The organism is Sphingobium fluviale (assembly GCF_004122115.1).
Taxonomy (GTDB): Bacteria; Pseudomonadota; Alphaproteobacteria; order Sphingomonadales; family Sphingomonadaceae; genus Sphingobium; species Sphingobium fluviale.
Genome location: NZ_SBKP01000004.1, coordinates 151,120 through 164,832, shown reverse-complemented (window position 1 = coordinate 164,832; position 13,713 = coordinate 151,120). Strand labels below are relative to the sequence as shown.

Annotated in this window: 13 protein-coding genes; 9 read left to right on the top strand and 4 right to left on the bottom strand. The window is 65.7% G+C overall.

Annotated elements, in window-relative coordinates:
- Positions 1-19: 19 nt before the first annotated feature.
- A complete protein-coding gene (gene ypfJ, locus EQG66_RS06365; RefSeq protein ID WP_129403754.1) occupies positions 20-916 on the top strand; it encodes a KPN_02809 family neutral zinc metallopeptidase in 897 nt (298 codons plus the stop codon).
- A gap of 200 nt (positions 917-1,116) precedes the next feature.
- On the opposite strand, the gene EQG66_RS06360 is transcribed toward ypfJ, so the two are convergent.
- Positions 1,117-1,734, bottom strand: a complete 618-nt coding sequence (locus EQG66_RS06360; protein WP_425470224.1) for a DUF4136 domain-containing protein — start codon at positions 1,732-1,734, stop codon at positions 1,117-1,119.
- 184 nt (positions 1,735-1,918) lie between these two features.
- Here EQG66_RS06360 and ykgO point away from each other — a divergent pair, with 184 nt between their 5' ends.
- Positions 1,919-2,044, top strand: coding sequence for a type B 50S ribosomal protein L36 (ykgO, locus tag EQG66_RS06355; protein WP_003046794.1), 126 nt, complete (start codon positions 1,919-1,921; stop codon positions 2,042-2,044).
- 78 nt (positions 2,045-2,122) lie between these two features.
- On the opposite strand, the gene EQG66_RS06350 is transcribed toward ykgO, so the two are convergent.
- From EQG66_RS06350 to EQG66_RS06340, 3 genes are all read right to left on the bottom strand, one after another.
- Positions 2,123-2,572 carry an acyl-CoA thioesterase gene (locus EQG66_RS06350; RefSeq protein WP_129403753.1) on the bottom strand — a complete coding sequence of 150 codons (450 nt, stop codon included), beginning with the start codon at positions 2,570-2,572 and terminating at the stop codon, positions 2,123-2,125.
- Between the two features lie 115 nt (positions 2,573-2,687).
- Positions 2,688-3,098 carry a flagellar basal body protein gene (locus EQG66_RS06345; RefSeq protein WP_245987907.1) on the bottom strand — a complete coding sequence of 137 codons (411 nt, stop codon included), beginning with the start codon at positions 3,096-3,098 and terminating at the stop codon, positions 2,688-2,690.
- Positions 3,095-5,830: a hypothetical protein gene (locus EQG66_RS06340; RefSeq protein WP_129403752.1), complete on the bottom strand. Its 2,736-nt coding sequence runs from the start codon at positions 5,828-5,830 to the stop codon at positions 3,095-3,097. The genes EQG66_RS06345 and EQG66_RS06340 overlap by 4 nt, the downstream gene beginning before the upstream one ends.
- Before the next feature lie 123 nt (positions 5,831-5,953).
- Between EQG66_RS06340 and EQG66_RS06335 the strand changes: the two genes are divergently transcribed.
- The 7 genes from EQG66_RS06335 to EQG66_RS06305 all read left to right on the top strand — a co-directional run bounded on the left by EQG66_RS06335 (position 5,954) and on the right by EQG66_RS06305 (position 13,704).
- Complete coding sequence (locus EQG66_RS06335) at positions 5,954-6,979, top strand: flagellar motor switch protein FliG (protein ID WP_129403751.1); 1,026 nt, start codon at positions 5,954-5,956, stop codon at positions 6,977-6,979.
- Positions 6,980-6,994: 15 nt separating this feature from the next.
- Positions 6,995-7,648, top strand: coding sequence for a FliH/SctL family protein (locus EQG66_RS06330; RefSeq protein WP_129403750.1), 654 nt, complete (start codon positions 6,995-6,997; stop codon positions 7,646-7,648).
- A gap of 102 nt (positions 7,649-7,750) precedes the next feature.
- Positions 7,751-9,376 (top strand): flagellar basal-body MS-ring/collar protein FliF, encoded by a 1,626-nt coding sequence (gene fliF, locus EQG66_RS06325; RefSeq protein ID WP_245987905.1) that lies wholly within the window; start codon positions 7,751-7,753, stop codon positions 9,374-9,376.
- Between the two features lie 7 nt (positions 9,377-9,383).
- A complete protein-coding gene (fliN, locus tag EQG66_RS06320; RefSeq protein WP_245987904.1) occupies positions 9,384-9,845 on the top strand; it encodes a flagellar motor switch protein FliN in 462 nt (153 codons plus the stop codon).
- Positions 9,842-10,399, top strand: a complete 558-nt coding sequence (locus EQG66_RS15560; RefSeq protein ID WP_129403749.1) for a helix-turn-helix domain-containing protein — start codon at positions 9,842-9,844, stop codon at positions 10,397-10,399. The genes fliN and EQG66_RS15560 overlap by 4 nt, the downstream gene beginning before the upstream one ends.
- Positions 10,400-10,402: 3 nt before the next feature.
- Positions 10,403-12,484: a flagellar biosynthesis protein FlhA gene (gene flhA, locus EQG66_RS06310; protein WP_129403748.1), complete on the top strand. Its 2,082-nt coding sequence runs from the start codon at positions 10,403-10,405 to the stop codon at positions 12,482-12,484.
- A 41-nt stretch (positions 12,485-12,525) separates the two neighbouring features.
- A complete protein-coding gene (locus EQG66_RS06305; protein ID WP_164975610.1) occupies positions 12,526-13,704 on the top strand; it encodes a flagellar hook-length control protein FliK in 1,179 nt (392 codons plus the stop codon).
- Positions 13,705-13,713 lie beyond the last annotated feature (9 nt).

Here is a 13,713-nt window from a genome sequence, read left to right as displayed (position 1 = left end):
CGAACGTGGAGAGCGTCTCATGCGCCTGGACGACGAGCAAGAAAGCAGCAATTTCGAGGTCCAGCAGGGCGGCGGGGGTGGCTTCGGCGGCGGAATGGGCGGCGGCAACCTGCTTGGTATGCTTCTTCCGATGATCGGCAGCAAATTCGGCTGCGGCGGCATCGCGATTGCGCTGCTGATCTTCGCGGTAATGGGCGGCGGCCTCAACCTCGGCTCGCTGGTGGGCGGGGGTGGCTCAAGCCTGTCTCCGCAACAACAAACGCAACAGGCTGACCCAGCCGGGCTGACTGACATACAGCGCACGTCGCTGCAGGTGCTTGGCTCTACCGAACGGCGGTGGCAGGAAATATTCGCGGCCAACGGATCCGATTATCCCGAACCCACGCTTGTATTCTATAGCCAGAACGGCATGTCCGGCTGTGGCGCCGCACAATCGGCTATGGGGCCGTTTTATTGCCCCGCAGACCAGAAAATCTATATCGACACCGAGTTCTTCAACGATCTGAAAACGCGCATGGGCGCGCCTGGCGATTTTCCGATCGGATACGTCATCGCGCATGAAGTGGGCCATCATATCCAGACCGTCACCGGTATTTCAGAAAAGGTTCGGCAGGCCCAACAGCGCGCCAGTCAGGAGGAAGGCAATGCCTTGCAAGTGAGGATGGAGTTGCAGGCTGATTGTTATGCGGGCGTATGGGCCGCACGTGACCAGAATCTGATGGAACCGGGCGATCTGGAAGAAGGGCTGCGCGCCGCCCACCAGATTGGCGACGACACCCTGATGAAAGCGGCGGGGCGCAGGCCGGTCGAGAGTATGTTTACCCATGGATCCGCCGAGCAGCGGATGTATTGGCTGAAGCGCGGACTGCAAACCGGCGACCCCGGCCAGTGCGATACTTTCGCGGCCGAAGTATGAAATCTCCCCTATAGATAGGGGGTAGGTGGTCATTGGCACGCGACCCGATGGCGATACAGCTCTTGCCAATGACCCTGCTGCATCACCTGTGGGCTTCGGGAAGTCAGTCTTGGGGTGGCGCCTCCCTAAGTCCATGCAATAAAACTGTCATGTCCCGTAGCTGCGTGACAGTCATCACATGCAACGGGCGCAAGCAGCGGTCATTTGACGGTGATAGTTTCCCCAGACTTTCCGGGATAGTCACTATATAATGCACTCGCGAGCTTCGCGGCGGCGAGGCCGGGCTGGGCTGCGGGTGTGCCTTCCTTCGCCTGTGTCATCGCACGGCCCTCCCATATCGTGCTATTGTCCGCGCGCTTGCGGATTTGAACAGAGAGCGATGTCGTCACAATATTCTTGGGCTTGCCTGACAGATCAATGCCGATACCAAGGCCGACGCCGCTACCATAGCTGCCGGTCGATCCACCGACACCGACGCTGACCGGCGAGCGGTTAACAAGGGGGGATTGCACGCTGCGCTGCGCATCCACGCGCACGACATATTCGCTGGGTACAAGTGTCTGCTTGCCCGCCTCATCGGTAAAGCCGATGCGCTGCATCTCCTGGCTCACAGCGGCGGCATAGGTGCGGAACTCGATCGAGTCCGATGCCTGCGGCACCATCGACTCAATGAGAAACCCGCCCGATCGCGCCACCGGATCGGGCGCATGAAAGCGCGTCACCTCTACCGGCGACACCGCCGTCGCACAGCCGCCCAACAGGGCCACCGCCGGGAGCAGCGCGCCCATCACCCAGTGCTTTGCCATACGCTTAGACATGGCCCATCTCCCTTGCTGTTCGATATTGAACCACCATAGTATCGCTGCACACAGGCTGAACAAGCCCGATGATCGGCTGAATTGTAAAAAGCCCTCAGCCCCGGCCTTGACTTTGCGGCCTGATCCCCATAGGGGCAGCGCTTCGTTTTATCAGACACCAGAATCACGTAAAAAAGGCCAAGCCATGAAGATCCGCAACTCGCTGAAGTCGCTGAAAGACCGCCACCGGGACAACCGCGTGATCCGTCGCCGCGGCCGCACCTACGTCATCAACAAGACCAACCGCCGCTTCAAGGCGCGTCAGGGCTAAGCTTCGCGCCAGCCTGTCGCCTTGGCGACGAATGACCCGGCCCACGCAACGGCCGGGTTTTTTATTGGACAAGCGGCCTCAGTCTGCGCCCAACCGGGCCGGCCGGGCGAGATTCGCTTCCATCACGGCACGGACCTGCTGGTCAATCACGCGAGACCCCTTCGGCCCATGCAGCACCATCACGGTATCGCACGTCGCCACACATTCCCCTTGTTGAAAGGCGGCCGAATAGAGCACCCAGCTTGAATTACCGATCTGGCCGATGCCGCTGTGTATAGTGACATCGTAGGGGAAGTGCGCTTCCGTCACATATTTGAGGTCCACCGCAGCCACCAGCCAGCGCACCCCGGAATCCGACGGGTGATGCCCCAGAAGATGATGGAAATGGACGCGGGCCGTTTCAAACATTGCCGCTATCGCGACATTGTTGATGTGGCCTAATGTATCGAGGTCCGCATATCGGGGCGGGACGACGATCGAGACGGGATAGTTGTCAGCCTCCAGCCGCCATGCTTCCGCTTTTGCCATGAAATTGCCCTTGTGTAATCCCGACCATTACGCCCTCTCGCGCCGAAGGGGGAGGCAACGCGAAAGCAACGCGGTTTAGCCTATGACATAGGGGCACCAAGCGCCAGAGCTAAATTCAGGTAGAGCCGCCTTTGCCCAGCGCGGAACGGACGAGCGCCATCTGCTTACGATAAAGGCCGGTGAGCGCGGCATAATCGGCCTGGATCTGCCCCATCTTGAGCACCTGATCCTCCAGCGTCACCGTATTGCCATCTGGCTTCACCTCAGAGATCGAAGGATCGGGGATCAACGCCCCGCCGCTCGTCTGCCGTGCGCCGAGGCGGCGCATGCCCTCGCTCAGCGTGACATGCGGGCGGGCGGTGACGATGCGGCCATCGACCATCGCGGCAAAGCTGGCCTTCGGCTCGGCAAGCTCCTGCGCGCGATAGCCGGGCGTATCGCTGTTGGCGATGTTCTGTGCGATAACGCGCTGTCGCTCGCCCAAATGGCGCATCGCCTGCGCGATGGCATCATTCAGCCCGCTCATAATATGCCCGTAATGCCGCTGATGCGGGTCAGCGCATCCTGATAGCGCGCAAGCTGCGCCTGCTGATAGGGCGATGGTCCGCGCCCTCCCCCGCTGCCTGCCTCGGCAAGCGCAACCTTGCCATCATCCCAGTAAAGCGAACGATAGGCCGTCTGGCTGACCGAAATCGCGTCCTTCACCACCTTGAGGGCGATCGCGGCGTCCTTCGCCGTTCCGATCGACAATGCTTCGGTGAGCGACAGGCCAAAAGTACCGCCGGGGCGGACCTTGGGCTCCCTCGGTCCGGCAATAGCGGGAACGGTCAGGCGCTGCGGCTCCATCCCCAGCTTGGCAAGCGCATCGCTGCCTTGCGGCCCGGCGATCAGCTCTACATCCGCGCCCGCCTTCGCCTCGATCCGCAACAGCCGCTCGCCATTGACGGTCGGCGTGGTGATCGCCGCTTTGCCGGACAGCGCGGACTTCACCCGCGCGGACAAGGTGGCGAGCGTGTCCTCCGCCGCGATGGTGATCTTCCTCACCGCGCCGCTGTTGAGGCGCACGGAAAAGCTGTCCCCGGCGCGCAGTGATGTATGCGTGGTAAGCAGCCCTGAATCCTGCGGGGTCAAAGTGCCGCGCGCAAGGCCCATCGCGCCCAGCACGCTCGCCCCGCCGGGCGCAGCCGCGATCCGCACCGGCCCGGTCTGCTCCGCCACCCGACCGAACTGACTGGCGGAAAGCTGCGCGCCCGATGCAGCATTGAGCGAGACGACAAAGCCGTCGGTGGCCCCGGTGCGGATGGCGCCGGGCAGCGCGCCGCTCGTCCGCCCGCCCGCATACAAGCGGCCATTGAGGAACGCGATGCTGTCGACCTGATCGGTGCCGCTGCTGCCGATATAGCTGGTCTGCGCGCCCGTCAGGCTGGCGGTCAGGCGCGTGACAAAGCCATCCCGCCCGCCCGAAATGCCGTTGACCTGCGCGCCACCCAGCGCCGCATCCGTCGCACCGCCAACCGCGATGCTCCCATCCGCCGCCACCGCCAGCGCGCGTGCATCTGCTAGGCCAAGGTCGATGCTGGCCGTGTCGGTGGCGAGCGTTGCGCTGTCGATCTGGCGCAGCACGGCGTGGCCGGTTTCATTCGTGAGCGCGAGCAGCGAGCCATCCGCGGCAATCCCCAGTGCGCGCACGCTCTCGCTACCGCCCGCGTCTATCGTCCGCCGTGCAGTGACCAAACCATTGGCGTCGAGCTTGGCGATTACTGCATCGCCGGAACCGAAGCCGCCGACGCCCTTCGCCGTACCGCCGACATAGATGCTGCCGTCCGCGCCGGTCGCAATCGCGCTCGCCTGCTCGACGCCGATGGCGCGCACCAGCGTGGCAAACTGCTCGTCGCCGTCTTGCGTGTAACGCGCGACCAGCATGTCGCCATCGCTCGCCGCGCCGTCGAACGCGCCGCTGACCGTGCCCGCCACCACGACATCGCCATTGGCGGCGATGCTCACCGCCGCACCGCTGGCGCTGTCCGCCGCGCCGAGCATCTGCTGCCACAGCACCCGCCCCTCGCTGTCGATCTTGGTGAGCATCAGGTCCTGCGCGCCCACCGGCCGGTTCGCGTCCAGCTCGCCCGCCGTAGTGCCGACGACATAGCTGCTGCCGTCGCTTGCGGTGGCGATGGCTGCGGCGCTGGTCGGCGCAAAAACCTGCGGCTGCGAGAGGGTGACGCCTTTGGGCGCGGTGGTCTTGGGCGCGGAAAGCTTCGCCAGCTCGGTGCCGAGGCGGTCATAGCCCGCAATCGGGCCATAGCTGTGCTGCGCTCCGCCATTGGCGGGGTCGTCAAAGCGCAACAGCCGCACCTGCTCCGGCGAGTCCAGCGCAGTCTGTCCCGCCGCCACCATCACCGCGTCGGGCGCATTGTCCTGCACGATCGACACCTGCTCCTGCGCCGGGTTCTTGATCGCAAAGCCCCATTTGTCGGTGCTCTTGTCCGGCACGAAGCGCACAAGCCATTTGGGCTGCGGCTGGCCGGTGGCAGGATCGATAAACACACTTCCGTCCGGATTGCGCAGCGGAATCGCGGAAATGGCTGCGTTGATCGCGTTCGCCACGCTATCGAGCGTCGGCGGCTGGGGCGTGGAGGTCAAATCCACGCTCACCACATCGGGCGTTCCGCCTCCCGGCTTGGTCAGCGTCAGCGTGAATTGCTCGGTCCCCGCCATGCCCGGTATCGGCGTATCGCGTGCGGACAGCACGCCCTGCCCCTTCACCTCCAGCGCGGCGGGCACGGGCAGGCTCACGCTTTCCGCCCGGCGCGTGGGAATGCCGAAGGCAAGGTCGAGCGTCTCGGAAGGCGCCTGCCCCAGAAAGGCCTGAAGATCGGCCAGCCCCCTGGCAAACAGCGAATCGAGCTTCGTCCGTTCGCCGCTGCCGGTCGTGGCGGCGGACGCGGTCTGGGCGAGTACGCGCAGCCGGTCGAGCGCCTTATAGGCGGTGAAGCTGGTCTGAACATCGGCGGGCAGGCTGGCGTCGGCCTTGTCGATGATCGAGCCGAGGCGCTTGATCGCGGCCACCTGCGCGCTGTCCGGCGGTGGTGCCTTCGCATCCTTCCACGGCGGCGTGGTCGGCGCCAGCGTGAAGCCCGCCTTGGCGAGGCGCACGGCGGCGGACTCGACCTTTTGCACCCCGCCAAGCGCGGCAAAGCCGTTCCCGCCCGTAAGCAGGCTCAAGCCAACCAGACTGTTCGAAATGCTTGTCGTCACGCCGTTACGCCTTCGTCTTTGCTCCGATCCGCGATGCTCCGTCTTTCTCCTATAATAGCGGGATAGGCCTCCACCCGTGCGCGAGTGGCGGAAATTCGTGGTTAACAGGGCCAGTCCAAGCCGATGCAGCAGTTGATCGAACCCAGCGAGCTCAAGAAATTCTCCGGCATGCAGCGCGCCGCCGCGCTGATGCTGGCGCTGGGCAAGGAGAATGGCGCGCTGATCTGGCAGCAACTCGGCATCGATGAGGTGAAGGAGCTATCCACCACGATGGCGCAGCTGGGGCGCGTGCCTGCGCACATCGTCGAGCATCTGCTCGTGCTGTTTTCCAGCGAAGTATCGACCATCTCCTCGCTGCACGGCAGCTTCGAGACGACCGAGCGGCTGCTTGAAGGGATCCTGCCCGACGACAAATTGAAGGAGGTGATGGAAGATATTCGCGGGCCATCCGGCCGCACCATGTGGGACAAGCTCTCCAACGTCTCGGAAACCGTGCTCGCCGCCTTCCTGAAGAACGAATATCCCCAGACCGTCGCCGTCATCCTCGCCAAGCTGAAGCCTGAGCATTGCGCGCGCGTACTCTCCGCCCTGCCGCGCGACTTCGCCATCGACGTGATCCAGCGCATGCTGCGGATGGAGCCGGTGCAACGCGAGATCGTGCTGGAGATCGAGAACACGCTCAAGAACGAGTTCATGACGAATCTCTCCCGCTCTCAGCGCAAAGATCCACACGAGTCGATGGCGGATGTGTTCAACGCGTTCGACCGCGCGACCGAGGAGGCGATCCTCGGCGCGCTGGACGCCCGTGCGCCCGACTCGGCGGAACGCATCCGTGCGCTGATGTTCACCTTCGACGACCTTGCCAATCTGATGCCCGCCGCCATCGCCGCGCTGGTGAAAAATGCCGACAAGCGCCAGATGGCGCTGGCGCTCAAGGGCGCGCCCGAAGAGATGCGCGCCATCTTCCTCGCGGCGATGACCGAGCGCGCGGCCAAGATGCTGCGCGAGGATATGGCCAGCATGGGGCCGGTGCGCGCGCGCGAATGTGAGGAGGCTCAAGGCGGCCTCGTGCGCCTCGCCAAGCTGCTGGCCGACCGGGGAGAGATCGTGCTTGTCGATCCCAAGGACGACGAAACGATGATCATCTAACCGGAGGCCGCGCAATTGGACCAGTCTCGCGGCGCACAGCCCTTCCGCTTCGCCACACATTTTATTGACCCGCCGCAGGGCGACGACATCCCGATCACCGATGCCGCGCTGGCTCTCGCAGCCGTGCGGGCGGAGATGGAGGCGTTGCGTGCCGATCAGTCCGTCGCCATCGCCCGCGCACGCAGCGAGGGCTATATGGAGGCTCTTGCCCAGATGCGTGCCGAACGGGAGCAGGCTCTGCTTTCCGCCTGGGACGCGCTCCACACCGCATCGGAAGAGTTCGAGCATGGCCGTGACGCGATAACCGAGCAACTGCGCGAAGAGGCCACAACGCTCGCGCTCAGCATCGGCGAGGCGCTGGCGGCGCGCGCGCTATCCGATGCGCCGGGCGAGGCGATCGATCAGGCGATCGGGCGGGTCTTGAGCGAAATCGCGCGCGGGCAGGAGGTGATAATCAGCGTACACCCCGATCTCGCGCCCGATATCGAAGCGCGCATCGCCACCCGGCAGGCGGGCGACCGGCGCAGACTCAACCTCGTGGTACTGCATGACGACGCGCTTGCCATGGGCGACGCGCATCTGCGCTGGGAGGGCGGCGGCATGCGCCTTGACGCAGCCGAGCGCCAGCGCGCGATTCACGCGGAGCTTGCCGCCCTGGGCCTCACCTAATCCGGCAAAAATTGCCTCCACCCGGCAAATACTGCCCGCCTCCCTTCCTATAATGAAGTGGAAGCGGCAGGGGCCGCGCATAAACGGACTTCGGGTCGGCACTTGGAATTTTTGGCAACATTGCTGGCGCAGCTGGGGCGCGGGCGCGCGCTGGTGATTGGCGCGGTCGGCCTCGCGCTGGTCATCGGCCTCGTGATGCTGGCGCTGCGCCCCTCATCGGCGGGCCTCGCCTATCTCTACACCGATCTTGATCCTTCCTCCGCGCAGGCGATTTCCGAAAAGCTCAAGGCCCAGAACATCGAATTCCAGCTCTCGGCAGACGGCACCGCGATCCTCGCCCCGCAGGACCGGCTGGCAGAGCTGCGCATGACCCTTGCGGGTGAGCAGCTGGGCGGCAAGATCGGCTATGAGGTGCTGGATGCCGAGCAGCCCTTCGGCATGTCCGCCGCGCGCGAGAAAATGAACGAGACGCGCGCGATCGAGGGCGAGCTGGCGCGCTCCATCTCGACGCTTCAGGCGGTGAGCGCCGCGCGCGTGCATATCGTGATGCCCGACAAGGCGATCTTCGCGCGCGAGGAGCGCAAGGCATCCGCCGCCGTGACGGTGAAAACCCGCAGCCGCCTGTCGGGCGAGAATATCGAGGCGATCCGCAGCCTCGTCGCCGCCGCCGTGCCCGAACTCAGCCCCGAAGCCGTGTCGATCATCGACGCGCAGGGGCGGCTGCTGGCGCGCGCGGGCGAGGCGGGGTCAGCGGGAGGGCAGGAGATCGACGAGCGGCAACTGGCTTTGGAACAGCGGCTGCGCGGCCAGATCGAGCAACTGCTGGAGCCAATCGTCGGCGCGGGCAAGGTGCGCGCCGAGGTTTCCGCCGAGCTGGACCGCGCGCAAAAACGCGAGGAAGCGCGCATGTTCGATCCCGACGCGCAGGTCATCTCCCGCCAGATCAGCGTCGAGAGCGGCAACCAGAATCAGGAGAGCCAGGCGGGCGACGGCGGCGTGACCGTCGGCAACCAGCTCCCCACCGGCGGGGCGTCCGGCCCGGCCTCAGGCGGCACACAAACCCAGTCCCGCGCCAACGAAACATCGGAGGACGTCACCTACGACAACAGCCGCACCGACACCGTAACTGCCACCGGGCCGGGCAGCATCAAGCGGTTGTCTGTCGCCGTCTCCATCGACCCCGGCGCCAAGAAAAGCCTGCCTGCAGACCAGATGCAGAAGCTCACCCGGCTGGTGGAGAACGCTGTGGGTTATGACGCCGAGCGCGGCGACAGCGTGGTGGTGGAGGCAATGCCGTTCACGCCGACAGCCGAGGAGGAAGGCGCGGGTCTGGACATCATGCGCTATGTCCCGACCGCCCAGATATTGCCGATGCTCGAACTGCTGCTGGTGGCGGGCGTGGGGCTGATGGTGCTCAGGATAGTGCGTTCGGGCGGCGGCGGAGATGCTAATGGAAGCGCCGCCCTGCTCTCCGGCCGGCGCGCAGCCGACACGATGGAGCCAGACGCCAATGGTGACACGATGCTGCCCGCGCTGGAGGGCGACCCCGCGCTCCCTGCGCCGCCTAGCCTCGCCAACCCGTCTCACATGGCCGCGCTCGATCAGGAGATCGCGCTGGCGCAGGTGGAGGGAGGCATCAAGGCCAGTTCGCTGAAGCGCATCGGCGAGACGATCGCCAGCAACCCCGCCGAGTCCGCCTCGGTGATCCGCCAGTGGATGAACGCATGAGGACGCGATGATGGACAATCCCGCCGATCCGCCCGAAATCCCGCCCGAAGAGCCGGAGGACGCCGCCGCCCAGCCGCCAGCCGAGGGAGAAGTGCTTCCGCCCGAAACCGAAGAGGCGGCAGGGTTCGACATGGGCACCGAGCTGGCATTCGACGATCTGCCCGACCCGCCCGGCATGGACCTCCCGCTCCGCTCCGCCTTCGCGCCTGAGCTGGACGAGGACGGCGCGCCCTCGCTGGAGGCCGTTTATGACGTGCCGGTGCGCGTGCAGGCGGTGCTGGGCCGCGCGCGCATGCCCATTTCCGAGCTCGTCTCGATGCACCCCGGCCATGTGTTCGAGCTGGATCGCCGCGTGGGCGAACCGATCGACATTTTGGTGAATGACCGCATTATCGCGCGCGGCGAGATCGTGATGATCGACGGGCTGCTTGGCGTGACGCTGACCGAAATCGTGAAGAGCGACGCATGAACCGAGCCGTCCGCCTGCTGCTGGCTGGTGCGCCGGGGAGCGAACTCTCCCGCGCGGCGGAGATGGCGCTGGGCGCGGGCGCGGGCGTTGCCTTGGCCGCCAGCCGCGAGGCCGCGCTCGCTCATCTGCGCTGCGGCGCGACCGATCTCGCGATGATCGACGTGCGCCTCGATGTGCCCGCCCTCATCGCCGACCTGCGCGCGGAAAGCCTCAGCACGCCCGTCGTCGCCTGCGGGGTGGAAGCAACCGCCGAGCAGGCCGTCGCCGCGATCCGCGCGGGCGCGCGCGATTATGTGCCGCTGCCGCCCGACCGGGAGCTGATCGCCGCCGCGCTGATGCTGGTGGCAACGCAGGAGCGGGACGAGCACGATCCGCGCGGCATCGAGGCGCTCGTGGGCCAGAGCGTCTCCGCCGTCGAGCGCGCGCTGATCCTCAAGACGCTCGACAGCTGCCGCGGCAATCGCACTTCAGCGTCGGCCATTCTCGGCATTTCGGTGCGAACGATGCGCAACAAGCTGCGCGAGTTCGAGGCGGCAGGGTTCCGGGTGCGCTAGACGATGCGAGAGCGCTTCCTCTCCCTTCTCCAGCGCTTGGGCGGCGAGCGCGATCTTGCTTTAGCGCTCGCCGTCATCGCGATCATCGGCATGCTCATATTGCCGATGCCGCCGTTCCTGCTCGACATAGGCCTCACTATCTCGATCGCTCTCTCGGTGATGATCCTGATGACGGCGCTGTTCATCGAAAAGCCGCTGGAACTCTCCGCCTTCCCGACGATCCTGCTGATCGCCACCATGCTGCGCCTCGGCCTCAACCTTGCCTCCACGCGCCTGATCCTCGGCCACGGGCATGAGGGAGTCCACGCGGCGGGGGGCGTGATCGCGGCGTTTGGCGAATTTCTGATGGGCGGGCAGACCGTGATCGGCCTCACCATCTTCCTCATCCTCATCGTCATCAACTTCATCGTCATCACCAAGGGCGCGGGGCGCATCGCGGAAGTCGCTGCGCGCTTTTCCTTGGATGCCATGCCCGGCAAGCAGATGGCAATCGACGCGGATTTGAACGCCGGAATGATTGACGAGACCACCGCCCGCGCCCGCCGCACCGAGCTGGAGGCCGAAAGCGGCTTCTTCGGCGCGATGGATGGTGCGTCAAAATTTGTGAAGGGCGATGCGGTGGCGGGCCTGCTCATCACCGCAATCAATATCGTGGTCGGCCTGATCATCGGCGTCGCGATCCACGGCGTGGATTTCGTCACCGCGTTCAACACCTATACCATCCTCACCGTGGGCGACGGGCTGGTGAGCCAGATTCCGGCACTGATCGTCTCCACCGCCGCCGGGCTGCTCGTCTCGAAGGGCGGGATGAGCGGGCGCACCGGCGCGGCGCTTTCAGACCAATTGGGCCGCTTCCCCAAGGCCTTCGGGATGACGGCGGTGCTGCTCGGCACGCTGGCGCTGTTGCCCGGCCTGCCGTTCCTGCCCTTCGCGCTGCTCGCCGGGGCAACCGGCTGGGCCGCGCGAGAGCTGGGTAAGCGAGCGGAGGCGCGTTTGATAGCGCAACGCGCCGAGGAAGCCGCCGCATCCGCCCCGCCACCCCTTGCCGAGGAGCCGATAGCTCAAACGCTTAGCATTGATCCGGTGCGCGTCGAGATCGGCTACGCTCTCCTCCCGCTCGTCAACGAGGGCGGCGCGGAGCAGCGTCTCGACGATCAGGTGCGCGCGCTCCGCCGCCAGATGGCGCTCGACTATGGCTTCGTGCTGCCGCCAGTGCGCATCCTCGACAATATGGCGCTCGGCGCGAACGACTATGTGATCACCCTGCGCGAGGCAGAGATGGGGCGCGGCGAAGCGCGGATAGACCGGCTGCTCGTCATCAATCCTGATGGCGGCGACCTCGGCCTCTCCGGCGAGGAAACGCGCGAGCCGGTGTTCGGCCTGCCTGCCTTATGGATTGGGCGGGAGCTGCGCGAGGAAGCGGGCTTCCGTGGCCTCACCATGGTCGACCCCGGCACCGTCATCACCACGCACCTGACCGAAATCGTAAAAGACAACATCGCCGACCTGTTGAGCTACACCGAGACGGCAAAGCTGCTGTCCGAGCTGCACAAGGACATGGAAAAGCTGGTGGCGGACATCGTGCCCGCCCGCATCTCCATCTCCGGCATCCAGCGCGTTCTGCAAAATCTGCTGTCCGAAGGCGTCTCGATCCGCGACTTGCCGACCATCCTCGAAGGCATCGCCGAGGCCGCGCCGCTCACCCACAACCTCACGCAGATGACCGAGCATGTGCGCGCCCGCCTAGCTCGCCAGATCAGCACCACGCACATGCGCGACGGTGCGATCCCGATCCTTACCCTGTCCGGTCGGTGGGATCAGGAATTTACCGAGAGCATCGTCGGCGAGGGCGAGGAGCGGCATCTGGCGATGGCGCCCTCCTCGCTGCAAGGCTTCATCGCCAATGTGCGCGAGGCCTATGACCGCATGGCAGGCGAGGGCGAAATTCCCTGCATCCTCACCAATCCGATGATCCGCCCGTTCGTGCGCTCGATCATCGAGCGCGTGCGCCCGGCGACGGTCGTGCTCTCGCAGAACGAGGTCCACCCCCGCGCCCGCATCCGCACTTTGGGGATGATCGGATGAGCGCCGGCCCCGCCTATAATGAAAGCAGCGAAGGAGTGACCATGACCGATGCCGCATCGCCCCCTGCCCCCGCCGCCGGTGCGCCCGCGCCTGCGGCGACTATGCCCGGATCGGTCGCCCCGACAGTGCCCGTGGCGGCGGAAGGCGGTGTCCTGCCCGGTTTCGCCCAGATCCTGGGCGGAATCGAAGGTAGCGAAATCCAGACGCCGCAGGTGCCGGGGGCGGCGCGCGCCACAGTAGCGCTCCCAAAGCCTCCGCCCATGGAAGCGGAAAGCCCAGCCTCGCCTTCGCCCATCATACCGCCGCAAGCCAGCTCGATACCACTGGCAATGGTAGCGGTGGGAATCCCGACAGAGGCCGAAACGCAGCCAGATGCCGTGACCGAAACCGACGGCGAGAAGAGCGAAATCCCGTCAGACGCTGACGATCCCGTCGCCCTTTTCACCCCTCCCATTCAGCCCGCTATCGCTGCCCCCACACCCCCACCTGCCCAGCATCAGCCGACGGTCGCACCTCCCCCGCCTGAAGACCTCCCAGCGACCGATCCGGAAACACCCCCCCGCACCCTTCAGACCGGACCCAAGCGGCAGGATGCGACCCTCGTCACATCCTCGCTTTCAGACCTGAAGGGGCAACAGGCACCAAGCCAACCGGGTCTTGTACCTTCCTCCCCTGAGCAACGGGACGACACCACAAGCGCCGCCCCCTCCCCGACACTGGCATTGACCGACCAGCCGACGACGCCCTCCGCGCCCGCCCGCGCGGCCACACCGACCATCTCTACCGCTCCCGGCCGCTTCGGAGAGGAGCTGGGCATCGCGATCGCCCGCCACGTCAGTCGGGGCGACAGCGGTTCGGCGGAAACGCTTTCCCTGCGGCTCGATCCGCCCGATCATGGCCGCATAGAGGTGACGCTGAGCTTCGAGGACGGCGGCCCGCTGCGCGCCGTGGTCGCCGCAAGCCAGCCCGCCACGCTCGACCTGTTGCGGCGGGACAGCGCAGACCTCAGCCGCGCGCTGGGGCAGGCAGGCATCGGCACCGATGCGCAATCCTTCAGCTTCAGCGCACAGAGCCAGAGCAGCGGGCGCGAACGGCAGACATATAGCCAGCCGCCGAGCCTTCCCGATGCGCTTCCACTCACTGCGGATGAGGCTTCGCCCGTCCCCGCGCCAGAGTTTCGCCGCCTGCGCATAAGCGGCTCCCTCAACCTCATCGCCTGAAGGAAACGC

Bases quoted from the DNA above. Each gene is read 5' to 3' on its own strand.
- EQG66_RS06345 (WP_245987907.1), bottom strand. From the start codon at position 3,098: ATGAGCGGGCTGAATGATGCCATCGCGCAGGCGATGCGCCATTTGGGC.
- EQG66_RS06360 (WP_425470224.1), bottom strand. From the start codon at position 1,734: ATGTCTAAGCGTATGGCAAAGCACTGGGTGATGGGCGCGCTGCTCCCG.
- ykgO (WP_003046794.1), top strand. From the start codon at position 1,919: ATGAAGATCCGCAACTCGCTGAAGTCGCTGAAAGACCGCCACCGGGAC.
- EQG66_RS06350 (WP_129403753.1), bottom strand. From the start codon at position 2,572: ATGGCAAAAGCGGAAGCATGGCGGCTGGAGGCTGACAACTATCCCGTC.
- EQG66_RS15560 (WP_129403749.1), top strand. From the start codon at position 9,842: ATGAACCGAGCCGTCCGCCTGCTGCTGGCTGGTGCGCCGGGGAGCGAA.
- EQG66_RS06335 (WP_129403751.1), top strand. From the start codon at position 5,954: ATGCAGCAGTTGATCGAACCCAGCGAGCTCAAGAAATTCTCCGGCATG.
- flhA (WP_129403748.1), top strand. From the start codon at position 10,403: ATGCGAGAGCGCTTCCTCTCCCTTCTCCAGCGCTTGGGCGGCGAGCGC.
- ypfJ (WP_129403754.1), top strand. From the start codon at position 20: ATGCGCCTGGACGACGAGCAAGAAAGCAGCAATTTCGAGGTCCAGCAG.
- EQG66_RS06305 (WP_164975610.1), top strand. From the start codon at position 12,526: ATGACCGATGCCGCATCGCCCCCTGCCCCCGCCGCCGGTGCGCCCGCG.
- fliN (WP_245987904.1), top strand. From the start codon at position 9,384: ATGATGGACAATCCCGCCGATCCGCCCGAAATCCCGCCCGAAGAGCCG.